Source organism: Nonomuraea muscovyensis (assembly GCF_014207745.1).
Taxonomy (GTDB): Bacteria; Actinomycetota; Actinomycetes; order Streptosporangiales; family Streptosporangiaceae; genus Nonomuraea; species Nonomuraea muscovyensis.
In genome coordinates this window covers 3,119,519-3,142,811 of record NZ_JACHJB010000002.1, presented here as the reverse complement: position 1 = coordinate 3,142,811, position 23,293 = coordinate 3,119,519, and the positions used below count along the sequence as shown (strand labels likewise).

The 23,293-nt window shown below is 72.3% G+C and carries 20 protein-coding genes; 15 read left to right on the top strand and 5 right to left on the bottom strand.

Annotated elements, in window-relative coordinates:
- Positions 1-411, bottom strand: a complete 411-nt coding sequence (locus FHU36_RS31245; protein WP_185087327.1) for a DUF2795 domain-containing protein — start codon at positions 409-411, stop codon at positions 1-3.
- A 74-nt stretch (positions 412-485) separates the two neighbouring features.
- Between FHU36_RS31245 and FHU36_RS31240 the strand changes: the two genes are divergently transcribed.
- From FHU36_RS31240 to cobA, 5 genes are all read left to right on the top strand, one after another.
- Positions 486-1,565, top strand: a complete 1,080-nt coding sequence (locus FHU36_RS31240) for a GNAT family N-acetyltransferase (RefSeq protein WP_185087326.1) — start codon at positions 486-488, stop codon at positions 1,563-1,565.
- Positions 1,566-1,630: 65 nt separating this feature from the next.
- The gene (locus tag FHU36_RS31235) at positions 1,631-2,806 is read left to right on the top strand and encodes a bifunctional cobalt-precorrin-7 (C(5))-methyltransferase/cobalt-precorrin-6B (C(15))-methyltransferase (protein WP_185087325.1); all 1,176 of its coding nucleotides are present in this window, start codon (positions 1,631-1,633) and stop codon (positions 2,804-2,806) included.
- Between the two features lie 66 nt (positions 2,807-2,872).
- Positions 2,873-3,718, top strand: a complete 846-nt coding sequence (locus FHU36_RS31230) for a sirohydrochlorin chelatase (RefSeq protein ID WP_185087324.1) — start codon at positions 2,873-2,875, stop codon at positions 3,716-3,718.
- A gap of 157 nt (positions 3,719-3,875) precedes the next feature.
- Positions 3,876-4,970, top strand: a complete 1,095-nt coding sequence (gene cobT, locus FHU36_RS31225) for a nicotinate-nucleotide--dimethylbenzimidazole phosphoribosyltransferase (protein ID WP_312891938.1) — start codon at positions 3,876-3,878, stop codon at positions 4,968-4,970.
- Between the two features lie 370 nt (positions 4,971-5,340).
- Positions 5,341-6,573: a uroporphyrinogen-III C-methyltransferase gene (gene cobA / locus FHU36_RS31220; RefSeq protein ID WP_185087323.1), complete on the top strand. Its 1,233-nt coding sequence runs from the start codon at positions 5,341-5,343 to the stop codon at positions 6,571-6,573.
- A 131-nt stretch (positions 6,574-6,704) separates the two neighbouring features.
- Here cobA and FHU36_RS45045 read toward each other — a convergent pair whose 3' ends face one another.
- Complete coding sequence (locus FHU36_RS45045) at positions 6,705-7,184, bottom strand: hypothetical protein (protein ID WP_246502616.1); 480 nt, start codon at positions 7,182-7,184, stop codon at positions 6,705-6,707.
- Here FHU36_RS45045 and FHU36_RS31215 point away from each other — a divergent pair.
- The 4 genes from FHU36_RS31215 (at position 7,176) to FHU36_RS46955 (ending at position 12,902) form a co-directional block, all read left to right on the top strand.
- Entirely contained in the window at positions 7,176-9,437 is a 2,262-nt protein-coding gene (locus FHU36_RS31215) for a dynamin family protein (RefSeq protein ID WP_312891937.1), read from the top strand. The genes FHU36_RS45045 and FHU36_RS31215 overlap by 9 nt on opposite strands.
- Positions 9,434-11,056, top strand: a complete 1,623-nt coding sequence (locus FHU36_RS31210) for a GTP-binding protein (RefSeq protein ID WP_185087322.1) — start codon at positions 9,434-9,436, stop codon at positions 11,054-11,056. Before FHU36_RS31215 ends, FHU36_RS31210 begins: the two co-directional genes overlap by 4 nt.
- Positions 11,057-11,480: 424 nt before the next feature.
- On the top strand, positions 11,481-12,518 hold the full coding sequence (locus FHU36_RS31205; RefSeq protein ID WP_281394362.1) for a single-stranded DNA-binding protein: 1,038 nt from the start codon (positions 11,481-11,483) through the stop codon (positions 12,516-12,518).
- A 99-nt stretch (positions 12,519-12,617) separates the two neighbouring features.
- Complete coding sequence (locus FHU36_RS46955; protein WP_221496634.1) at positions 12,618-12,902, top strand: GNAT family N-acetyltransferase; 285 nt, start codon at positions 12,618-12,620, stop codon at positions 12,900-12,902.
- Positions 12,903-13,249: 347 nt separating this feature from the next.
- On the opposite strand, the gene FHU36_RS31195 is transcribed toward FHU36_RS46955, so the two are convergent.
- Both FHU36_RS31195 and FHU36_RS31190 read right to left on the bottom strand, forming a co-directional pair.
- A complete protein-coding gene (locus tag FHU36_RS31195) occupies positions 13,250-13,942 on the bottom strand; it encodes a DUF8817 family protein (RefSeq protein WP_512699251.1) in 693 nt (230 codons plus the stop codon).
- Between the two features lie 485 nt (positions 13,943-14,427).
- Positions 14,428-15,087 carry a TetR/AcrR family transcriptional regulator gene (locus FHU36_RS31190; RefSeq protein ID WP_185087319.1) on the bottom strand — a complete coding sequence of 220 codons (660 nt, stop codon included), beginning with the start codon at positions 15,085-15,087 and terminating at the stop codon, positions 14,428-14,430.
- Between the two features lie 140 nt (positions 15,088-15,227).
- Here FHU36_RS31190 and FHU36_RS45040 point away from each other — a divergent pair, with 140 nt between their 5' ends.
- From FHU36_RS45040 to FHU36_RS31170, 3 genes are read left to right on the top strand one after another with little or no spacing between them, the layout of a single operon-like run.
- Positions 15,228-16,814 (top strand): NAD(P)/FAD-dependent oxidoreductase, encoded by a 1,587-nt coding sequence (locus FHU36_RS45040; RefSeq protein WP_312891935.1) that lies wholly within the window; start codon positions 15,228-15,230, stop codon positions 16,812-16,814.
- A 47-nt stretch (positions 16,815-16,861) separates the two neighbouring features.
- Positions 16,862-18,073: a cytochrome P450 gene (locus tag FHU36_RS31175; protein ID WP_185087318.1), complete on the top strand. Its 1,212-nt coding sequence runs from the start codon at positions 16,862-16,864 to the stop codon at positions 18,071-18,073.
- Between the two features lie 40 nt (positions 18,074-18,113).
- Positions 18,114-18,314: a ferredoxin gene (locus FHU36_RS31170; RefSeq protein ID WP_185087317.1), complete on the top strand. Its 201-nt coding sequence runs from the start codon at positions 18,114-18,116 to the stop codon at positions 18,312-18,314.
- A 215-nt stretch (positions 18,315-18,529) separates the two neighbouring features.
- Here the strand turns inward: FHU36_RS31170 and FHU36_RS31165 are convergent, their stop codons facing one another.
- Positions 18,530-18,997, bottom strand: coding sequence for a MarR family winged helix-turn-helix transcriptional regulator (locus FHU36_RS31165; RefSeq protein ID WP_185087316.1), 468 nt, complete (start codon positions 18,995-18,997; stop codon positions 18,530-18,532).
- Positions 18,998-19,190: 193 nt separating this feature from the next.
- Here FHU36_RS31165 and FHU36_RS31160 point away from each other — a divergent pair, with 193 nt between their 5' ends.
- The 3 genes from FHU36_RS31160 to FHU36_RS31150 all read left to right on the top strand — a co-directional run bounded on the left by FHU36_RS31160 (position 19,191) and on the right by FHU36_RS31150 (position 23,075).
- On the top strand, positions 19,191-20,159 hold the full coding sequence (locus tag FHU36_RS31160) for an alpha/beta hydrolase (RefSeq protein ID WP_185087315.1): 969 nt from the start codon (positions 19,191-19,193) through the stop codon (positions 20,157-20,159).
- 150 nt (positions 20,160-20,309) lie between these two features.
- Positions 20,310-21,164 (top strand): alpha/beta fold hydrolase, encoded by an 855-nt coding sequence (locus FHU36_RS31155; RefSeq protein ID WP_185087314.1) that lies wholly within the window; start codon positions 20,310-20,312, stop codon positions 21,162-21,164.
- Between the two features lie 657 nt (positions 21,165-21,821).
- Entirely contained in the window at positions 21,822-23,075 is a 1,254-nt protein-coding gene (locus FHU36_RS31150) for a GGDEF domain-containing protein (RefSeq protein WP_246502615.1), read from the top strand.
- The last annotated feature ends 218 nt before the right edge of the window (positions 23,076-23,293 follow it).

Sequence of the window (23,293 nt, the reverse complement as noted above, 5' to 3'; positions counted from 1 at the left end):
TCACCACCTCCGCCTCTCCTTGCCCAGGCCCAGCGCCTCGGCCACCGCCGCCACGTTGGCGAAGCGCCCGCCGGGCAGCGAACGGACCAGGTCCACGATGGGGTCGGGCGTAGCGGAGCGTTCCACGTGGCGCAGCAGGTCCTGCCCGGAGGCCGGGAAGTCGGCGTCACTGAGCCACTTGGCCAGCTCGCTGCGGCGGTCCACACCCTGCTGGGTGATCCCCTCCGGGGTGCCCGGCTCGTGCCCGGGGGCGTAGGTGCGGGGAGTGTCCTCCTCCCCGGGGACGGGCATGGGTTCCGGCTCCTTCCACTCCTCCACGTGGGTCGGGCCGCCGCCGCGGACCATCCCCTCGGTCTCGTGCTTCTGCTGCTCGTCGACGCGACGGGTGTGCTTGGCGCTTCCTCGATCCATCGTTGTCACTCCTCTCCTTCGCGCACCTACCCCCGCTTTTCCCGGCAAACATCGCCGCTGTGTACGCTGCCGACGTGTTCGATCCCGATGTGACGGTCATCACTGGACGGCTCCTGCTTCGTCCCTTCCGCCCGGATGATGAGGCGCGGGTCAGGTCCATCGTCGGGTCGGGCACCGCCTTCCTGCCCCCCGGCGCCCCCACCCACGTGGCGGGCGTGCCCGCCTGGCTGTCCACCGGCGTCCACGACCTGCAGCGCTCCGGTCAGGGCGTGCACCTGGCGATGACCGACGCCGACGGCCTCATCGTCGGCGCCATCAGCCTCTTCAAGACCTCCTGGGGCGCCGGCACCACCGAGGTCGGCTACGGCGTGCACCCCCTCCACCGCGGCCGCGGCTACGCCACCGAGGCCGTGCGCGGCCTGACCGACTGGGTCTTCGCCGCCACCGACCTGCGCCGGATCGACCTGACCGCCAACCTCGACAACCTCGCCTCCCTCCGCGTCGCCCAGAAGGCCGGCTTCACCTGGGAAGGCGTGCTGCGCCAGGCCAGCCTGGAGGCCGACGGGCCGCACGACCTGGTCATGTTCGGCCTGCTGCGCGGCGACGACCGCGCCCCGGCCGACAGCCTGCCCCCCGTCGAGCTGCGCGGTGACCGGCTGCTGCTGAGGCCCCTCACCGAGCGGGACGTGCCCGACCTGGCCGCCACCGCCGCCGACCCCGTCACGCAGGCCCACACCGGAGTGCCGCGCGGCTACACCGAGGACCACGCCCGGTCCTTCGTCGCCGCCGCCGAGCTGATGCGCGTCCGGGGGCAGGGCATCGCGTGGGCCGGCGTGGAGTGCGCCGGCGGGCGGTTCGCGCTGAACGTGGACCTGCGCGACATCGACTGGGTCAACCGCACCGCCGAGGTCGGCTACATGACCGCGCCGTGGGCGCGCGGCCGCGGCTATGCGGGAGAGGCAGTGCTCGCCGTCGCGCGATGGCTGTTCGGCACGTTGGTGTTCCAGCGCCTGCTGCTGCGGGCCGCCGTCTCCAACCCGGCCTCGCAGCGCGTCGCCGAGAAGGCCGGCTTCACCCGCGAGGGCGTCGCGCGCAACGCCCTGCGCGGAGAGGACCTCGTCGTCTACAGCCTCGTCCCCGGTGACCTGGTGTAGCTCCGGCACGTCTGGTGAAACGCCCCGGAAACGGTCACTCTTGGTGGTGAAGGCGGTGAGGCGTCATGATCACGGTGGTCGGCTGGGACGGATCGGAGCTGTCGGCCGGGGCGATCGACCGGTTGCGCGAGGCGGCGCTCGTCGTGGGACCCGACGCCGTCGTCGGCCGGCTCAGGCTCACCGCAGCGACCACCGGTGACGAGACGCTGCTCGACACCCTCGACCGCCACGCCGAACACGGCGAAGGCCCCGTCGTCGTGGTCGCCGAGGGCGATCCCGGCTTCTTCGGCGTGGTACGCGAGCTGCGCGCCCACGGCCTGCGCCCGGAGGTGCTGCCCGCCACGTCGCTGGTCACCCGCGCCTTCGCCTGCGCCGGGCTCAACTGGGAGGACGCCCTCGTCGTCGCCCCCTCCGGGCCGCACCAGCTCAGCCGGGTCGTCAACGCCTGCCGCGCGCACCCCAAGGTCGCGCTGCTCGTCACCCCCGGGGTCGGGCCGGCCGAGATCGCCCGCGAGCTGGCCCCCACCACCCCGCGCGCGCTCATCGTCTGCGAGGACCTCGGCGGTCCCGACCAGCGCGTCACCCACAGCCGCATGGGCGAGGCGACCACGCGCCCGTGGAAGGACCCCGACGTCGTGCTCGTCGTCGACCCGCTGCACAAGGGCGCGCCGCCGGGCTGGGTCGCGGGTGCGCGACCCGGCCCGGCCGAGTGGGCGCTGCCGTTCGGCGGGCGCATCCCGCCGGAGGTCAGGGCGTACGTCCTGGCCAAGCTCGGGCCGCGGCTCGGCGACCTGGTGTGGGACGTCGGCTCCGGCTCCGGTGAGATCGCCGTCGAGTGCGCCCGCCTCGGCGCCGCCGTCATCGCCGTCGAGCGCGACGCGCACTCCTGCGCCCGGATCCGCGCCGCCGTCCTCGACCACGGCGTCAAGGTCGCGCTCACCCGTGGCCAGGCCCCGCCCGCCCTCGAACCCCTGCCCGACCCCGACGCCGTCTTCGTCGGCGGCGGCGGCCCCGACGTGATCGTGGCCTGCGCCGCCCGCCGTCCCCGCTCGCTGGTCTGCGTGGTCAAGACCCTGGAACGGGTGCCCGCCGTGCTCGACCGGCTGCGCGAGCACGGCTACCGGGCGGAGGGCACCCAGATCCTCGCCTCCCGGCTGACCGTGCGACCCGACGGCTCGCACGGGCTGGCCGCCTCCGACCCCGTCTTCGTCGTCCACGCGGTGCCGGCGCACCCAGCGTGACCTGTCCCTCACCGCCACGCATCGGATATCCTCGCGTGTCTTTGTCTACCACCGGAGTAAGTCTCGATGAAGCCGCCGCTCCTGCTGATCGGGCAGGGCTCGAACGATGACGCGGACTCGGCGGAGTTCGGCAGGTTCGTCCACCGGCTCCGCTGCCGGCTCGACCAGAAGGCCGCCGACGTGTCCGGCGGCTACCTCGAAAGGGCGACGCCGCGGTTGAGCGACTCCGTCGCCTCCCTGGTGGCCCGAGGACACCACCGTCTCGTCGCGCTCCCCCTGAGCCTCAACCGGGTCGGCGAGGAGTACCCCGCCGCCATGGAACGCGAGCAGCAGCGCCACCCCACGCTGATGTACGACTACGGCCGGCACCTCGGGCCGGACCCTCGCGTCCTCGCCCTGCTGGCCGAGCGGCTCAACGACGCCGCCACCGAGATGCCCCGGCTGCGCCCGCTGGAGCTGGTCGGCGGCCGGCCCCGGCTGCGCGCCGTCGAGGCGGGCATCGCCGACCTGCATCCCGGCCACATCGAGCCGGGGGAGACCGCCGTCGTGCTGGTCGGCGAGGGCTCCACCGACCCGTCGGCCAACGCCGAGATCCACCGCGTGTCCCGGCTGTTCTGGGAGACGCACGCGTACGACTTCATGACCGTCGAGACGGCGTTCGTGTCCGTCACCCCGCCCGGGGTGCCCGGCGGGCTCGAACGCTGCCGCCGGCTCGGGGCCAAGCGCGTCATCGTGGTCCCCTACCTGCTGTTCGCGGGAGGCATGCTCGAACGGGTGTGGGCGCAGGCGCTGGCGTACGGCGCCGGGCACCCCGAGCTGGACATCCGGTGCGCCGAGGTGATCGGCGACTGCGAGACCCTGGCCGACGTCGTGATCGACCGTTACGAGGAAGCACTCCAACTGGTCCCCTGAGCCGGTCGCGGCCTGGCATGCTCCCTCCGTGGGCCGTCCCGGCCCACTGCCGACCCGCCCTGTTCTGCCGCGATCCGCCCGTCGCCCGCCCGTGAACCGCCCGTCGCCCGTCCGTTGTCCCGCCCGTGAACGCCCGTCGCCCGTCCGTGATTCGTCCGTGATTCGTCCGTGGAGGTACGCCGTGCTCGCCGAGACGCTCGCCGAGATCCGCCCCGCCGACCCGCGCGCCCTCGCGGACGCCCGCACGCACCAGGACCGCCTCACGAAGCCGCGCGGCTCGCTCGGCGCTCTGGAGGAGGTCGCGATACGGCTCGCGGGCGCGGCCGGCACCAGCCCGCCGCCCATGCCGGCCCCCGCCGCGCTGGCCATCTTCGCGGCCGACCACGGGGTGCACGCCCAGGGCGTCAGCCCGTGGCCCCAGGAGGTCACGGTCCAGATGGTCGCCAACTTTCTGGCGGGCGGGGCCGTGGCCAACGCCTTCGCGGCCCAGTCCGGCGCGTCGGTGACCGTCGTGGACGTCGGCGTCGCCGCCGACCTGCCCGATGCTCCCTCCCTGCTCAAGCACAAGATCGCATACGGCACGGCCGACCTGTCCGTGGGGCCCGCGATGAGCGTCGACCAGGCCGTACAGGCGCTGGAGGCCGGCATCTCGGTGGCCCGCGGCCTGGTCCAGGGCGGCGCCCGGTGCCTGATCACCGGTGACATGGGCATCGCCAACACCACCGCCTCCGCCGCCCTCATCGCGGCCTTCACCGGCCACGACCCGGCCGAGGTGACCGGTCGCGGCACCGGGATCGACGACGAGACCCACGCGCGCAAGGTGGCCGTCGTCCGCCGGGCGATCGAGGTCAACGACGCGGCCACCGTCGGCTCCCAGCCCAGCGACGCGCTGCGCGTCCTGGCCGCCGTCGGCGGCTTCGAGCACGCGGCCATCGCCGGCTTCGTCCTGGGTGGCGCGGCCTGCCGGGTGCCGGTCATCCTCGACGGTGTCATCGCGGGCGCGGCGGCCCTGGTCGCCACCGCGCTCGACCCCGCCGCCGTCGACCACTGCATCGCGGGGCACCGCTCCGCCGAACCAGGTCACGCCGTCGCGCTCGCCGCCCTCGGCCTGCGCCCGCTCGTGGACCTGGAGCTCCGGCTCGGCGAAGGCACCGGCGGCCTGCTCGCCCACCCCCTCGTCTGCGCCGCCGTACGGGTGATGCACGACGTCGCCACCTTCGACTCGGCAGGCGTGTCCGAGAAGCAGGCGTGACCCCGCCCGGAAAGGCACGCGGCCGCACCGGCGTGACCACACCATGGAAGGCACGCGGCCGCACCGGCGTGACCACACCATGGAAGGCATGGGGCCACACCGGCCTGACCCCGCCCCGCCCGCCGCGCAGCGGCCCGGCCGCCTCGGCAGCCGGGCCGGCACCCGCGGCACGTCGGACGGCCCCGCGGCCGGGTTATCCTTGAGGCGCTGTCAGCGCTGGCCAGACGCCCTGAGAATGACGGAGGCGGGCCCGCTGGATCCCTCCGGCCCTTGTCGCCGGGTGTTGACCTGTGCGAAGCAAACGCCCTACGAAGACCCGATAGGTTTACCTCCTGACACACCCAACCTTCGCGAACGGGAGATTCCCACCATGGGCCCCTACCTCCTCGGCCTGCGGCTTTCCGGTCGCCGGGTCCTCGTCGTGGGAGGCGGCCGTGTCGCGCAGCGGCGGGTGCCCGCCCTGCTCGAGGCGGGCGCGATGGTCACCCTGGTGTCGCCGAGCGTCACCCCCGCCCTCGACGATCTGATCGCCGCCGGCCGGATCACCTGGCACTCCAGGCACTACGAGGTGGGCGACTGCGACGGCGCCTGGCTCGTCCAGGCCTGCACCGACGAGCGTTCCGTCAACACCGCCGTCGCCGCCGAGGCCGAGGCCAAGCACATCTGGTGCGTACGCGCCGACGACAAGGACGCCTCCGCCGCCTGGACGCCCGCCTCCGGCAAGGTCGACGAGATCACCGTGGCGGTCACCGCCGGAGGCGATCCGCGCCGGGCGGCCGGCATCAGGGACGCCGTGGTGGGCGCGCTGCGCGACGGCACGGTCGACGCCCGGCGCAGCCGCACCAAGCCGGTCGGCGTGGCCCTCGTCGGTGGGGGCCCCGGCGATCCCGGCCTGATCACCGTGCGCGGCCGACAGCTCCTCGCCCAGGCTGACGTGGTGGTCGCCGACCGGCTCGCACCCCGGGCCCTCCTCGACGAGCTGGCCCCCGACGTCGAGCTCATCGACGCCGCCAAGGTCCCCTACGGCAGGGCGCTGGCCCAGGAGGTCATCAACGAGGTGCTCGTCGACCGGGCCAGGCAGGGCAAGTTCGTGGTCCGGCTCAAGGGCGGCGACCCGTTCGTGTTCGGCCGGGGCGGCGAGGAGATGATCGCCTGCGCCCGTGCCGGCATCCCCGTGCTGGTCGTGCCCGGCATCACCAGCGCCGTGGCGGTGCCCGCCTCGGCCGGTGTCCCCGTCACGCACCGGGGTGTCAGCCAGGAGTTCCACGTGGTTTCGGTCCACGTGGCGCCCGACGACCCGCAGTCCACGGTCGACTGGCCCGCCATGGCCCGCTCGCAGGGCACCCTGGTGCTCCTCATGGGCGTCGAGCGGCTGGCGAAGGTCGCCGAAGCGCTCCTTCGAGACGGACGTCCGCCGGAGACTCCCGTAATGGTCGTCCAGGACGGTACCCTTCCGACCCAGCGGGCGGTCGTCGCTCCGCTTTCCACCGTCGCCGACCGCGTGTCCGCGGCGGGGATACGGCCGCCGGCGATCATCATCGTCGGCGACGTCGTCAGGGTCGGCCAGGAGGTCGAGATGGTTCGAGCGGAGCGCTTGCCATGAACACGGCCATGGACGACGGGCGTCCGGAGTCGCCGGGGGAGCAAACACTCAACTTCCGCGCGATCAGCGACGACAGCCCTGCCGAGCCGCCTCGTCCCGCGTTCGACGCCTTCGCGCCGAGGGTCGCGCCGTCACGCGCGGACGGGCCCGTACCACAGCGCGAACCCGCCGGCGAAGACGCACCGGCTGACGAAGACGTACCCGCACCGACCGACGAGCCCTCCCGGCAGGCCGGACCTGCGCCGCACGACGAGGCCGCACCAGGCGAGGCGCCTCACCTGGACACGTCCAGACAGGCCGCACAGGGTGAGGTGCCTCACCCGGACACGTCCACACAGGCCGAGGCCCCCGGCGACGAAGAGCTCGCTCCCGAGGACGAGGCCGGTCACACGGACGAACCCGTAGCCCGGCAGGCCCCTCTCCATGACGCCGCCGACCAGGCCGAGCCCGCCCCGGATGACTCCGACACCTCCGACCAGCCCGTTTCCGACGGCTTCGCCGGCCCTGAAGAGCCTGCGCCCGGTGACGACCGTGCCCCAGAAGCCTCGGACGAGCCCTCGCCGGACGACGACCGTCCCGAGCCCGCCCATGACGCCGCCCCCGTGCAGCACGATGCCCCGGTCCTGGACGATGCCCCCGTTCCGGACCGTGCTTCCGCACCGGGCGACGCCCTCTCACCGGGCGAGACCGCCGCCGCTCCCGGCCCCGCCGCGGGCGAGGACCGCCCCATCAGCGATCACACCTCGTACGACGAGCCCGCCCACGGAGTGCTCACCCGCGAGGAGCCCAGCGACGAGGAGCCCGGCCGAGCCGAGCCCGGCCGCGCCGAGTCGGTGACGGAGGAGACGCGGAGCGGCCCGACGGCACCCGAGGCGACGGACGCTCCGGAGCCGGACCTCGAAGAGCCCGGCGAGCCCGCCGACCAGGCGCACCACGAGGACCACCCCGAGTCCCGCGACCACGAGGACCAGCCCGAGTCCCGCGACCACGAGGACCAGCCCGAGTCCCGCGACCACGAGGACCAGCCCGAGTCCCGCGACCATGAAGACGGCGCGAACTCCCGTGACCACGGGGACGGCGCGGACTTCCGTGACCACGAGGAGCGAGAGGACGAGGGCGAGCCCGGCGACCAGGTGGCGCCGCTGGGTGACACGTCCGGCGACCACGCCGAATCCCCCCGATCGGAAGCCCCCGCCGAGCCGCCGCGGCGCCGGGGAGGCGAGGGCCTGCCCCCTGAGACCGTCGCCGCGCTCACCGCCGCCCTCGACACCCTCCGCTCCAGCGTGTCCGAGGTGCGGTTCGGTCTCGACCTGCCGGGCGCCGAGGAGGCGCGGCAGGTGCAGGCCGACCTGCTGGCCCAGCTCCAGGACTACGTACTGCCGCGAGTGCGCACCAGCACCGCGCCCGCCCTCATCGTCGTCGCCGGCTCGACCGGCGCGGGCAAGTCCACGCTGGTCAACTCGCTGGCCGAGCGGAACGTCTCCCGCACCGGAGTGCGGCGGCCCACCACGGGCGTCCCGGTCCTGGCCTGCCACCCCGACGACCGCACCTGGTTCGCCGAGGGAGAGTTGCTGTCCGGGCTGCGGCGCATCGACACGCCCCAGCCGGGCGCGGGGCTCGACAGCCTCATCGTGGTCCCGACCGAGAAGCTTCCCCAGGGCGTCGCGTTGCTCGACACCCCCGACATCGACTCGGTCGTCGAGGAGCACCACGAGATCGCCCAGCGCATGCTCGACGCGGCCGACCTGTGGGTGTTCGTCACCACGGCCGCCCGCTACGCCGACGCCCCCGCCTGGAACCTCCTCAGGCTCGCCAAGGAACGCGGCGCCCGGCTCGCCATCGTGCTGTCCCGGGTGCAGCCGAGGGCGCGCGAGGTGGTCCTGAAGCACTTCGTCCGCATGCTCACCGAGTACGGCCTGGGAGAGATCGACCGGTTCGTCATCCACGAGTCCAAGGTCCTCGACGGCCGCCTGCCCGACAACGAGGTCACCGACCTGCGCCTGTGGCTGGCCGAGCTGTCGGTGGACGAGGAACGCCGGGAGCAGGCCGTACGCGAGACACTGAACGGCGTGCTCAACAGCTTCCGCACCCGCGTTCCCGCGCTGGCAAAGCACATGGAGGTGCAGGTCACCTTCCGCGGAGAGCTGCGCGCCGACGTGGAGGCCTCCTATCGCAACGCCCTCTCGGAGATCGACAAGGCGTTCCGCGGCGGCACCCTCATCCACGGCGAGGTGCTTGCCCGCTGGCAGGACTTCGCCGGGTCCGGCGACCTGCTGCGCACCCTTCACCTGCGTAAACGCGGCAGGTCGGCCGGCCAGGCACCCGAGCGGATCATGGCGTTCAGGACGGCGCTGCGCGCCGGGCTGGAGTCGGTGATCGTCGCCGGCGCCAACCGCGCCGCGGAGGAGGTGGCCGCCCGCTGGCGGCACCGCTCACCGCTCGGCGCCAAGCTCGCCGAGGAGCTCGACCGCCCTTCCGACGATCTCGTACGGCACGCGAGCCGGGCCATCGCCGCCTGGCAGGAGCACGTCACCGAGATGGTGCGCACCGACGGCGTGGCCAAGCGGTCGGTGTCGAAGCTGTTGTCGTTCGACGCCGACTCGCTCTCCCTGATCTTCATGGTCGCGATGTTCAGCGGACCCGTGGAGGGTCTCCAGCACCGGCTGGTCACCGCGCTGCTCGGCGCGGAGTCGCTGCGGGGCATCGGCGCCAAGGCGCTCAGCGACCTGCGAGCCAGGATCGGCATGCTGTTCGACGAGGAATCCATGCGTTACGCGCACGTACTCGACTCCGTGGGCATTCCCGACGAGTCCATCGCGACGCGCCTGTACCAGGCCACGTACAACCTTGAGGTGGCTCGATGACCACCGTTGCGGCGAGGCCGAGCCTCGCGACACGGCTCACCGCCCTCACCAAGATCGTGGAACTGGGGCCGGGACGGCTCGAACCCAAGCTCCTCGCCGAGGCGAGCACGCTCCTCACCCGCGCCGGCGAGCGACTCAAGCTGTCGTCCGAACACACCGTGGTCGCCCTCGCGGGTGGCACGGGCAGCGGCAAGTCGTCGCTGTTCAACGCCCTGTCCGGGCTGGAGCTGTCGCCCACGGGCGTGCGCCGGCCCACCACGGCCCGCACCCACGCCTGCGTGTGGGGGCTGGAGGGCGCGACGCCGCTGCTCGACTGGCTGCAGATCCAGTGGCGTCACCGCTTCTCCCGGTCCAGCGCGCTCGACAAGGGCGAGTCCCAGCTCCACGGGTTGATCCTGCTCGACCTGCCCGACCACGACTCGATCCGGGCGCTCACCGACAGCGAGGCCGACCGGCTCATCGGCGTGGCCGACCTGGTGGTGTGGGTGCTCGACCCGCAGAAGTACGCCGACGCCTCCACCCACCGCCGCTACGTCACGGAGCTGGCGGGGCACGACGCGGTGACGGTGTTCGCCCTGAACCAGGCCGACCGGCTGAGCGCCGAGGAGCTCGCCGAGCTGGTCATCGACCTCAACGACCTGCTCCGGCGCGAAGGCGTCGAACACCCGAGCGTGGTGCCCACCTCGGCGATCACGGGGCGGGGCGTCGACAGTCTCAAGAGCGTGATCGCGGCGGCGGTCTCGCGGCGCAGGGCCGCCATCCAGAAGCTGGAGGCCGACCTCCACCGGCTGGAGCAGCGCATCGCCCAGACGATGCCCGTGGGGGAGGCGCTGTCCGCCCCTTCGACGGTCGACGACGCCCGCAGGCTGGGGCTCACCGACGCGCTGTGCGACGCCGTCGGCGTGCCCGCCGTGGGCGAGGCGATGGAGAACGTCTACGCCGAACGGTCCATGAGCTGGGTCGGCTGGCCGTACCCGCGCTGGATCTCCAAACTCCGCCCGAACCCCCTCAAGGCGCTGCGCCTGCAGGACGTCGCCGACGAGATCCGCGGCATCGCCTCGGGCACCGTGAGCGCCCAGTCCGCCGAGGTCGTCAACGCGGTCCAGGCGCTCGCCGACGGCCTGTCGTCCGAGATGCACCCGGTCTGGCGCTCCTCCCTCAACCACGCGGCCCGCTCCCAGGCGGCCAAACTGCCCAAAGCGCTCACCGACGACCTCTCCGAGGTCGCTCCCCGGCTCGACCGGGTCCCGGTGTGGTGGCGACTGCTCAAGATGTGGCAGTACACCCTGGTGGCGGGGTTCGTGCTGGGCGCGGCGTGGCTGGTGACGGGGCTGCTGTCCGCAGGGCAGGCGCCGCTCGGCATCCAGTTGCTCGGCGACACGGCGGCGCTGCCGTGGGTGGGGCTCATGATGGCCTCCGTGCTGGGCCTGGGCGCGTTGTCGGGCATCGCCGCCCGCAACTTCGTCGAACTGGGCGCCTCGAAGGAACGCGAACGCCTCGAGCGGGAGATGCGCCGCCGGGTGTCCGCCATCGCCGAGACGACGGTGGTGGAGCCGGTGGAACGCGAGCTGGTGCGTCACCACACCTTCTACACAGCCATGAGAGCCCTGGCCGGCTGACCCAGCACCCGACCCCGTCCTCCCGGCGAGTCCGGCGAGTCATACGCCCGTCCCCACGCCCGCGACCCACCTCCCACGCTCACAGCGCAACCGAGAGCCCCGCCACAACTCCCCGCCCCGCCACAACCGCCGGCCCTGGCACTGCCGGCATCCTGATCCCGGCACCCCACCGCAATCCACGCCACCAGGCCAGCCCCCAACACCACCTGGGCACCCGGGCACCCCGCGTTCAGGATCCGCGCCTGGGATCCGCGCCTGGGATCCGCGCCTGGGATTCGTACCCGGGTGCGGGACCCGCGTCCGGGACCCGTACCCGGGTACCCCCGTTGCGGGGCACTCGCACGCCAGCGCAAGCACCGCTGCACCATCACCGGCACCCCAGCCATCAGCCGCCGTCCCACCGCAAGCAGTCACAGCACGCCGGTTGAGCCGTGGCTGGCCTGCCCACCCGCCCGCCCTGTCCACAACCCTGCGCCCCCCATCCCCTCCTGTCCACAGAACGCCGTTCGCCCCGCCCGCACCCGCACCCCCTACGGCACCGTGGTCCCAGGTCGCGGGCATCCCGCCCGCCGCGCATGGGAGGCAACGGATGAACGACATCTACATCACGCTCACCGGCAACGTCGCAGCAGAGCCCCGCCAACACACGTTCGAGGACGGCGCGAGGGTGACCTCCCTGCGGGTGTTGACGGCTCACCGCTATTTCGACAGGAAGACAGGGCAGTGGACCGACGGCGAGAAGGTGTGTTTCGCGGTGCGCTGCTGGCGGGCGCTCGGTGACAACGTGGCCCAGTCGATCAAGATGGGCCATCCCGTGGTGGTGTCGGGCAAGCTGCGCATCCGCGAGTTCGGCGCTGAGGGCGACCGGCGCTTCATGCCCGAGGTGGAGGCCAGCGCGGTCGGCCACGACCTGCGCTGGGGCACCGGCGTCTTCGCCAAGCCCGACCGGGGCGGCAACGGGGCGACGGTAAGCAGGGAGATGCGCGACCGGCTCGACGCCGAAACCGAAGACTGGGCCATGGGCGGCAGGCCCTCTGGCTCCCCCCAACCGCTGTCCGAGCGCCCGCCGCTCTCCCCTTCGGCCGCACCCCCGCACGCGTCCGCACCCCCGCACGCGTCCGCACCTCCGCACGCGTCCACACCTCTGCACGAGGCCACACCTATGCACACGGCAACGCCCCCGCACGCGGCCGCACCCCCGTGCGAGGCCACACCTATGCACACGGCGACGCCCCCGCAGGCGGCCACAACCTCACAGGCGGTCATAACGCCGGACGAGGCCACGACTTCGCGCGAGGCCGCGGCCCCAGCCCCCAAGGCGTCCAGCACCCGGCAGAGCACCACCAAGACGAGAAGGGGCGCCTCCGGCAGCGGCGCCGCCGTGCGCATCCTCGGCGCGGACGACAACGAGAGTGAGGCCGAGGACGCCGAATGGCCCACTGAGGAACGCGCAGCCGCCTGACCAGAATCAAGGACACGACCAGCGAAGAACCACGCGGACCTGCGTGCACTCCTCCAAACAGCGCCACCGGCCGGAGCCGACGAGAGCGCGCTGGCCGACGTGCAATCCGAGGCGTTCGTCATCCGTGACGGCGACCAGGTCATCGCCACCGCCGGCTACCGCCTGTGGCCGGGGCCAGCGGCTCACCTGTCCGTCCTCACCGCACTCCGCCGCCGAGGCCACGGCCTGGCCCGAGCTGTGGCCTCGGCGGCGGTGGCGGACGCCCTGACCCACGGACTGCTCCCGCAGTGGCGCGCGAGGCCGGAGCCTTCGCGCCGGAGCCATGGGGGTAAGCCCGGCGCGGAGTGCCCGCCGGGGGGTGACCGGTGGGTGAGCGTGCATTGACGGGAATGGACTGCGGTAGCGCGCCCGGCGCCGGTATGGGGGTCGTGGTCGAACACGTGAGTGATATCCAAGCTTGCGGGGGAGGCCGAGGCAGTTTCTGCTCACCGCCGGGAGGGCGGAGTTCGTGCGGCCCGGACCGGGTGTGCGGGCTGGGGCGTGGAAACCCGTGGGAGCGGGGCCGGAAGGTGAATCGCCAAGCGACAGCGTCGCGACCATGCGCGTGGCCGCACGGTTGGGACGGCTGGAATCCCCCGGATTCATCCGCGGGGAGCGCTTCAAGACTTCACCCTCGGGTTACGGCAGCGCCCAGTGGATCTCCTCGGCGTGCGGATCTGGTACTGCCCGCTTCAGGCAAGCCATTCCTGGAGTCCGGCGAGATGCCCGAGTTCCGATTCGATGCGCTGCCTGTCGTCAGCGGTGAGCTCCAGACCGCGCAAATCGGCGGCCCACGGATCGGTGGGCTCGCCGAGGACCATGGCGAGGTCGATGAGCTGGCACAGGGCAAGGCCCCGCTCGACCACCGGGGCGTCCGCACCGTGCCTGCGCATCGCCGACTTGAGCGCACGGAAAGCCTGCAGATCGTCGTTCTTGAACTCGCGCAGAATCCGGACGTTGTCGAGTGCCCTGGCCAGGCCCGTCAGCTTCTTCGAGCCCCCGTACTCCAGCTCGGCCGGCTCGTCGCGCTGGATGAATATGATCGAGTTCCCGGACGGATCGATCAGCGTGAACCGGGAAGCGCCGGGCCGGTAGCGGGTGATCCGCGGAAGGCCCGAACTCAGCACCTTCCCGTGGACCCGGCGCATCGCCGCGACGAACGCCGCGTGGTACGGCGCGACGGCGTCGACCATGACCAGGCAGCCTCCGGACTCCTCCCGGGTCGGATCCAGCCCCTTGGGCGCCGGGCCGAAGTGCAGGTGGATTCCGCTCCACTGCAGCGCCAGGTAGACATAGGGTCTGCTCTGTTTGTAAGTGGCCTCGAACCCCAGTGACTCATAGAACGCCAAGGTCTGCTCCACTGACGCGCACGGCATCAGTGGCACAGTGGTTTCGTTCGGCCGAACCGCACCCTCACTCACGCCATTCCACCTCCCAGGTCCTCGACGATGCTGGCATCCGCCTGCGAAGCTCGCATATGGATCGTTCCAAGCGGCTGTGCCCGGTCAGCAGTGTGTCCCGGTCTTGACGTGGTTCGGTCGGGTGGTCGGGCGAGGCGGCCTTCGAAGGTGACGGCGAAGGTGTCCGGGGCGGCCTCCCGGTGGGTGATCAAGTGCCGCGGCCCGGTCGCCGCAACAAGGGTACGTTCCGAGCACTGCCTCAAGTGGAGGAACCGACCCCTGAGGAGGGGTTCGACCTTCAGGCGGAGGTTCCTGAGGGGCCCGACCAGGAGGAGAGGGGCTCCACCCCTCAGTGGAGGGCTTGACGCTTCAGGTGTTGGGCCCGCGCCCGAGGAGGGGCCCCGACCCCGGAGGTGGAGGGCTCGACACTTCGGGTGGAGGGCTCGAACCCTGAGGAGCGGCCCGAACTCTCAGGTGGAGGACTCGGCCCCTGAGGTGAAGGGATCGGCGTAGAGCGGGTAGAGCGCGCTGAAGAGGGGCCAGGTCAGAGCGGCCATCTCGGCCGGGGGCCGGGGGCATCCGCGTTGCAGCCAGTCGTTGGCCACACCCAGCAGGGCCCCGGCGGTGAATGCGGCGGGAACGTCGTGCGGCACGTCGAGCGACGAGTCGACATACCTAGTGAGGTCGCCTCCGCCGAAGGCGTGGCGGACGTGGTGGTGGATGGCGGCGGTGCTGCGGCGGCGGATGTGGTCGGCGACGGGGGCGCTTCCCTCCGGCCCCAGCAGGCTGCGGTAGAGCCCGGCGTGCTGGGCGAGGCTGGCGAAGAAGGCCTGGAGCGACATGATCACCTCCTGCGCGAGGTCCGGCGCGTCCAGATCCGGTGCGGGCAGGGACTGGATCAAGCTGTCGATCATCGCGGTACAGGCGTCCTCGGCCAGCTCGTGGACATTGCGGTAGTGGTCGTAGAAGGCCGTGCGGCTCACCTCGGCGCGTTCTGCGACGTCGGAAACGCTGATCCGGGACAGGTCCCGCTCCTCGACGAGCTCGATCAGCGCGCGGGCCAGGGCGGTGCGCGTGCGGCGCACACGCCGGTCGCTCGATGGCGTGTTGCCGCGCTTCGTCGTTGCCACGTCCACAAGTTTACCTTCGACTTACACATGTCAGATATCTTGCAGATGTAAGCTAACGTCGTCGCTGGATGACCGGGAGGATCACCACATATGCGGATATGCCCAGGTCGAGCCGTCGCTCTCCCGTTGGGTGAGGCCTCGTGAGCTCGCCCGAGAGTGTCCTGCTCGTCGGTGCCTCGGCCGCCGGGCTGAGTACGGCGGAGGCGCTGCGGCGGCTCGGGTACCAGAGCCGGCTGACCCTGCTGGACGCCGAACCCCGCCTCCCCTACGACCGGCCGCCGCTGTCGAAGCAGGTCCTGGCCGGCTCCTGGGAGCCGTCGCGCGCCCAGCTCCGTACGCAGGCGCAGTGGGAGGCCCTGGAGGCCGAGTTCGTGCGCGGGGAGCCTGCGGTGGCGCTGAACGTGGCGGAGCGCGCGGTCACCACCGCCTCCGGCCCGGTACTGCACGGCGACGTCCTGGTCATCGCCACCGGCCTGACTCCCCGACAGCTCTCCGGCAATGGCGGTCGTGACGGCCGTGGCGGTCGTGACGGTCGTGGCGGTCGTGACGGTCATGGCGGCCATGGCGGTCATGACGGTCGTGACGGCCAGGGCGGCCAGGGCGGCCAGGGCGGCCGAGGCGGCCAAGGCGGGGTGGCCGGGCTGGTCGGCGTACACGTGCTGCGTACTTTGGACGACGCACTCGCTCTCCGCGCCCATCTGACCACGAGCCCGCACCCCCGCCCGACCGCGTCCCTACGCGTCCATCCGGCCGGGTGCGCTGACCTGGCGGCGTGCGTCCATCCGGCCGCGAGCGCTGACCTGGCGGCGTGCGTCCATCCGGCCGGGTGCGCTGAGCTGGCGGCGAGCGCCCATTCGGCGGCGAGCGTGAGCGGCCATCCGGCCGCGTGCGCACACCCGCCGGCGACCGCGAATACCTACCCGGCCGCGAACACCGAGTCGGCCGCGAACACCGAGCCCGTGGCGGGCATGCGGCTCGTCGTCGTGGGGGAGGGCGTGCTCGGAGCGGAGATCGCCGCCACCGCCCGCACCATGGGGCTGGACGTCACGCTCGCCGGGATGGGGCGCGCCCCGCTGGGAGACCAGCTCGGTGACGTGGTCGGCGCGATGATCGGCCGGATGCACGCCGAGCACGGGGTCCGGCTGCGGCTCGGCACCGCGGTCGAAGGGCTGACCGGCGTGGCCGGGCGTGTCACGGGGGTACGGCTGGCCACCGGCGAACTGCTGCCCGCCGACGCCGTCGTGGTGGCCATCGGCTCGCGTCCCGCGACCGGCTGGCTGGCGGACAGCGGGCTCACCCTGGGCGACGGGGTGGAGTGCGACTCGCGCTGCCGCGCCGCCGAGGGCGTCTACGCCGTCGGGGACGTGGCCTCCTGGTGGCACGAAGGGCTGAGCCGACGGCTGCGCCTGGAGAACCGCACCAACGCCACCGAACAGGCCCAGATCGTGGCGGCCAACATCCTCGGTACCGACCGGCCGTACATGCCGATTCCCTACTTTTGGACCGACCAGTACGACGTCAAGATCCAGGCCCATGGGCTGCCGTCGCCGGCGGCGGAGGTGACCATCGCCGAAGGCGACCCCGAACAGCGCCGCTTCGTCGCCGTCTATCGCGAGGCGGGCGAGGTCACCGGCGTGCTCGGCTGGAACATGCCCAAGCAGGTCCGCCTCCTGCGCCAGCAGTTCCTCCGGTCCTGGCAGACGGCCTCGCCGCTGACGCCCGCGTGATCTTCCCGACCACAGATGAGCGACCGTCCCTTCACAAGGAGATGCCGATGAGTGTCAATGAGCAGGTCCTGAACTACCCGATCGCCGGCGACGCGGCGCTCGACCCGCCCGCGGAGTGGGCCGAGCTGCGCGGCCGGTGCCCGGTGGCCCACGTCAAGCTGCCCAGCGGTGACCAGGCGACGCTGCTGACCCGCTACGAGGACGTCAGGAAGGTGCTCGCCGACCCGCGCTTCACCCGCCAGCTCACCGCACCTGACGCGGCGCGGCTCTCGGCGGAGGGCGGCGGGGTGTTCAGCAGCGAGTTCGCGCAGATCATCCCGGACGGCGGTGAAGAGCACCAGCACTGGCGACGCCTGGTCGGCAAGTGGTTCACCGCCAAGCGGATGGCCGCCCTGCGGCCTCGGATGACGCGGATCGCCGAGGACCTCATCGACGACATGGTCGAGCGCGGCGCACCCGGTGACCTCAAGGCGAGCCTGGGCTTCCCGCTGCCCGTGTACGTGATCTGCGACATGCTCGGCGTGCCCGCCGCCGATCGGGACCGGTTCTCGTACTGGTCGGACACCCTGCTCAACCTCACCCGCTACAGCCAGGCCGAGATCGAGGCGGCGCAGGGCGAGTTCTTCACGTACATGTCCGACCATCTCACGGCCAAGCGGCAGCAGCCGGGCGAGGACCTGCTGAGCGAGCTGATCGCTATAGGCGGCCCCGAGGACGGCGGGCTGTCCGACATCCAGATCCTGGTCACCGGGATGGGCTTGCTGGTCGCCGGACACGAGACCACCGCCAACATGATCGGCAAGATGGTCGCCATGCTGCTCGCCGACCGCTGCCGCTGGGAGAGCCTGCTGGCCGACCCGGCGCTGATCCGCACCGCGGTGGAGGAAACGCTGCGTCTCGACAGCAACGCAGGCTTCGGCCTGCCCCGCTACCTGCGCGAGGAGATCGAGGTCAGCGGCACCGTGCTGCCCCGCGGCACCACCGTGGTGTGCAGCATGGCCGCGGCCAACCGCGACGAGAGCGCCTTCGACGCCGCCGCCGAGATGGACCTGCGTCGCAGCCCGAACCCGCATCTGGCGTTCGGCGCCGGCGCCCACTCCTGCCTCGGTCAGGCCCTGGCCCGTACCGAGCTGCAGGTCGTGCTGGAGGTGCTGCTGCGCAAGCTGCCCTCCCTCGAACTGGCCGTGCCGGTGGAGGAGCTGGAACGCGTGGAAGGGCTGGCCGTCGGCGGCCTGCGCACGGTTCCCGTCCGCTGGTGACCCCGATCGACGAAGCCGATCGACAAGGAGGAGACCTGCGATGAAAGTCACCGTTGACGAGGTGAAGTGCTGCGGCGCCGGCCAGTGCGTGCTGCTCGCCCCGGAGGTGTTCGACCAGCGCGATGACGACGGCATCGTCATCCTGCTGGAGCCCGAACCGCCGGAGGAGCGCCACGCCGTCGTCCGCGAGGCCGCGGCCGTCTGCCCCGGCGCCGCCATCGAGGTGAGCGAGGAGGCATGAGCCCCGGGCGCGCCCGCGCCACGTAGCTGTCGCGGACCGGAGTCCGGCGGACTCTGCCGCCTGCCAGGCTCCGGTGACGCCTCTCACCGACCCGCCGCACGCACGACTGATGGGACGTCAGCCGTCCGGCTGGTCGTTCTGTCAGTCCATCGAGGCGCGCGCCGCCTTCCTGGGCCGGGCGAGGTTCACCCGAGCGGACGCGGAGCGGCCGTGTGTCAGGTGCGCGCGGCGATGTTGCCGGTGAGCCGCCGCAGCAGCGTCTTGAGCTGCTCCATCTCCTCGCCCGTCAGCCCCATGATCTCGTCGAGTGCGGGGACCAGGACCCGGGCGCGCCGGCGGAGGGTCGCGCCCTCCTCGGTGAGTGACACCGTGACCTGCCGTTCGTCGTCGGCGCTGCGCCGGCGCAGCACCAGCCCGTTCGCCTCCAGGCGTTTGAGCAGGGGCGTCAACGTCCCGTAGTCGAGGTGGAGCTTGGCGCCGAGGCCCTTCACCGAGGACGGGCCGTTCTCGTACAGGGCCACCAGCACCAGGTACTGCGGGTAGGTCAGGCCGAGGTCGTCGAGCAACGGACGGTAGGCGTTCGTCACCGCGCGATGCGCGGAGTAGAGGACGAAGCACACGAACTCGTCCAGGCGAAGGAACTCCTCCTCCTGCGCCTCGGCCTCGGCACGGGTGGGTGACATGGGGCCTTCTCTCTACTCACGTCTTCGGTGAGAGGTGCCGTTATCGCTCTCCCCGTCCACGATACCTCTTTCCGTGTCCGCAAGCTGCCATTGCCCGATTTAGTTGTGTACAAGGTAATCGTGCACTAGTGTCTCGGGTGCAAGGAGCGGCGCCGGTCGCTCCCCACGCCCCTGATCAGTAAGGAGCACGAAGATGTCCGAGCAGCCGAGCCCGACCCCTGTCCTGGAGCCCGCAGCGGCCGCGTTCGTCCAGGCCACCGCAACCCCGCCGTTCCTGTTCCACCTGCCGGTGGCCGAAGGGCGCGCCGCGGTGGACGAGGTTCAGTCCGGCGAGATCGTCAAGGCCGAGATCGACGAGGAGTGGATCACCGTCGAAGGCGGCCCGACCGGATCGGTCAAGGCGCGCATCGTCAAGCCGAAGGGGGCCGCCGGCCCCCTCCCCGTCGTCATCTACATCCACGGTGCCGGATGGGTCTTCGGCAACGCCCACACCCACGACCGCCTGGTCAGGGAGCTCGCCGTCGGCGCCGGCGCCGCAGTGGTCTTCCCCGAGTACGACCGCTCGCCGGAGTACCGCTACCCGGTCGCCGTCGAGCAGAACTACGCGGTCGCCCGCTGGGTGGTCACCGAGGGCGCCGGCAAGGGGCTCGACGCCTCCCGCATCGCCGTGGCCGGCGACTCCGTCGGCGGCAACATGGCCATCGCCCTGACGCTGATGGCCAAGGAGCGTGGGGACGTGCCGCTGGTCCAGCAGGTGCTCTTCTACCCGGTCACCGACGCCGCTTTCGACACCGGCTCCTATCACCAGTTCGCCGAGGGCTACTTCCTTCGCCGCGACGGCATGCAGTGGTTCTGGGACCAGTACACCGCCGACGAACGCCAGCGGGCGGAGATCACCGCCTCCCCGCTGCGGGCGACCACGGACCAGCTCGCCGGGCTGCCGCCGGCCCTCGTCATCACGGCGGAGGCCGACGTCCTGCGTGACGAGGGCGAGGCGTACGCCGCCAAACTGCGCGCGGCCGGTGTCCCGGTCGTCGCCACCCGCTACCTCGGCGTCATCCACGACTTCGTGATGCTCAACCCCCTGCGCGAGATGCGGGGCGCCCAGGCCGCCATCGACCAGGCCGTCCACGCCCTGCGCACCGCCCTGCACCAGAGCTGACCGTTCTCCACCCCAACCGGCCGTCCGCGCCGCGGTGTCCGCCGCCGGACCTGACCGTGCTCCACCAGAGCTGACCGTGCTCCGCCGGGCGACCCTGCCCGGCCCGCGAACAAGACCACCTACGACAAGACGCCCCACAAGGAGAACCTCATGTCCCGTTCCTCTCGCACCCGCTCGGCCGTCCGTACCCTCGCCACCGTGGCCCTCGCGCCGATCGTGGCCGGGTCGCTGCTGGCCGCCACCGCGGCGAGCAGCAGCGCCGCGGCCTCACAGGAGGCCGAGACGGGCAAGGCCAAGCCGACCGTCGTGCTCGTCCACGGCGCCTTCGCCGACGCCTCCAGCTGGTCCGACGTCATCCGGCGCCTGCGGCACGACGGCTATCCCGTCGTCTCCGCGGCCAACCCCCTGCGCGGGCTGAGCGAGGACGCCGCCTACGTGCGCAGCGTCCTGGCCACGGTGGCGGGGCCCGTGGTCCTGGTCGGTCACTCCTACGGCGGCTCGGTGATCACCCAGGCCGCCGCCGGTGACCCGGACGTCAAGGCGCTGGTCTACATCGCCGCGTTCATCCCCGAGGCCGGCGAGAGCGCCGGTGAGCTGGCCGGCAAGTTCCCCGGCAGCACCCTGGGCGAGACCCTGAACACCGCCTCCTACCCCCTGCCCGGCGGCGGCACCGGCACCGAACTGACGATCAAGCAGGAAAGGTTCCGCAAGCAGTTCGCCGCCGACGTGCCCGCCACCACCGCCGCGATCATGGCGGCCACCCAGCGACCGGTCTCCACCCTCGCCCTGGAGGAGAAGGCCGCCGAGGCCGCCTGGAAGGACATCCGCTCCTACGCCCTGATCGCCGGCAAGGACAACAACATCCCGCCCAAGGCCCAGCAGTGGATGGCCGAGCGCGCCGACGCCCGCACCGTCACCGTCGAGGGCGCCTCGCACGCGGTGTCGGTCTCCGAGCCCGCGGCGGTCACCGACCTCATCCGCCGCGCCGCCCGCGACATCCGCTGATCGGCCGCGGTACCCACCCGGTCACGCGGGCGGCCTCCCACCAGAGGCCGCCCGCGGCACGTCGCGGGCTCGGCGGGCGCGCCTCGATCTCCAGGGGCGCGCCCGGATGTCGTGGGGGAGGCCGTGCCGGCCGGTGGTGGCCCCGCACACCGTCGCGCGTGAGGGCCGCAGGCGGGGAGCAGCACGTCTCGCGGGGGCCTTGCGCCCGCGCCCGTGGACGCGGAGGGGAAGCTTCTGCGGGCCGGGGACCGGCCAGGGGCCAGCCGGGGATCGGCCGGGGATCGGCCAGGGGCCGGACGGCGCCGGAGAGGAATGCCGGAGGGGAAAGAGAGCAGGAGGGGGCATCGGCCGTTCACGATCACGTGCCAGGCAGGCCGAAGGGACCGGTTCGGCCGATGATGCTTCCGGTGTCAGATGGCTAGATCTCCGTCAGGTCCAGATCACGCCCCGCACCATGGCTGCTCCTTTCCGGCACGGCCTGCTCGCGGAGTGAGCGGCCTCCTACTCGTCGACCACGGACACAGGTGGTCTCGTTGCTCAACGTAGCGGTTCCCATCGCGCGCCGCACACTCCGCAATTATTGTGTTACATATCGTTAGTCAGGGAGGAGACGTGATGGCGGCCTCCGGTCACCCTTCGATCACGCCTCACGACGGTATGTCAACACTGGTCAGCAGATGGCCGCTCCTGGGCCAGCGCCGCTCGCTGGTGGTCTACCTCGTCGGGCTCGTAATCGTCGATCTCGTCGCGATCGTGGCGTTCGCGGCGACCACCGCGTTCCGCTGGGCGGACGTGCTGACGTTCGCCGCCCTCATGGGCTGTGGTGCGGCGTGCATCGAGGCGACCAGGCGGCTGGGGGTACCGGCGGGAGTCTCCCGCGACCTCCTGTCGGCCTGGTGGTTGCCGGTGGCGCTGCTGTTGCCGCCGGTCTACGCGTTGTTCGCGCCGATCGTGCTGCAGGTCCTGGCGCAGTGGCGGGTCCGCGCCACCGTGCTCCACCGCCGTGTCGTCACCGCGGCGGCCATCGGGCTGGCCGGGTGCGCGGCGTCGGTGGTGTTCCACTGGTTCGTCTCCGATCCGGCGGCGCTGTCGAGGGGCGAGTGCGGCGCGATCGCGCTGGCGGCCGGGGCGGCGCTCGTGTTCGCGCTGCTCAACACCGCCCTCATCGCGATCGCCGCGCACACCGCCGACCCCGAGGTCCCGTGGCGCGACGTCCTGTGGGACAGGGAGAGCGTGCTGCTCGACGTCGTCGAGCTGTGCCTCGGCGTCATCGTGGCCGTCGCCACGAGCCTCAGCCTCACCCTGCTGATCATCACCCTGCCGCCGGTGGTGCTGCTCCAGCGCAGCCTCCTGCACGCCCAGTTGCAGGCGGCCGCCCGTACCGACCCCAAGACGGGCCTGCTCAACGCGGCGGCCTGGCAGCGTGAGGCCGACACCGAGATCGTCCGCGCCCGCCGCACCGGCGAGACGCTCGCCCTGCTCATCATCGACATCGACCACTTCAAACGGGTCAACGACCGCCACGGCCATCTCGTCGGCGACCAGGTGCTGGCCGGGGTCGCCACCACCCTGCGCAGCCAGTTGCGCGACTACGACGTCGTGGGCCGGTTCGGGGGAGAGGAGTTCGTGGTCCTGCTGCCGGGCGCCGACCTGCACGAGGCCCGCCAGGTCGCCGAACGCCTGCGCAACCGCATCAGCCGCACGGCCGTCACCGCCGACGAGGCCCTGGTCACTGTGACGATCTCGGCGGGCGTCGCCATCATGAGCGTGCACGGCGACGACCTCATCGAACTCCTGGCCGCCGCCGACCTCGCCCTCTACCGGGCCAAGGAGCTCGGCCGTGACCGCATCTGCGTCCCCGCCGTCCAGCCCCCGCCCCCGCAGATCCCCGAGGCGCCCCCGGCCGCCTGACCGCCCCCAGGCGCATCTCCGGCGCCCGGCCGTCCCCGCTCGAATTCGCCCTGTACGGAACCTCCTCCCGTCTCCTCCGGTCCGCCCGGGGAACACCGCTTCCCCGGAGCCTCCGGGCGCGCGCAGCCATGTGGGGCCCAGGGCCGGTGGCGGCGGGGGCGGCGTACCCGATCGCCACACCTTCGTACCTGGCCACAACCGTCCACCGGCGTCAGGGG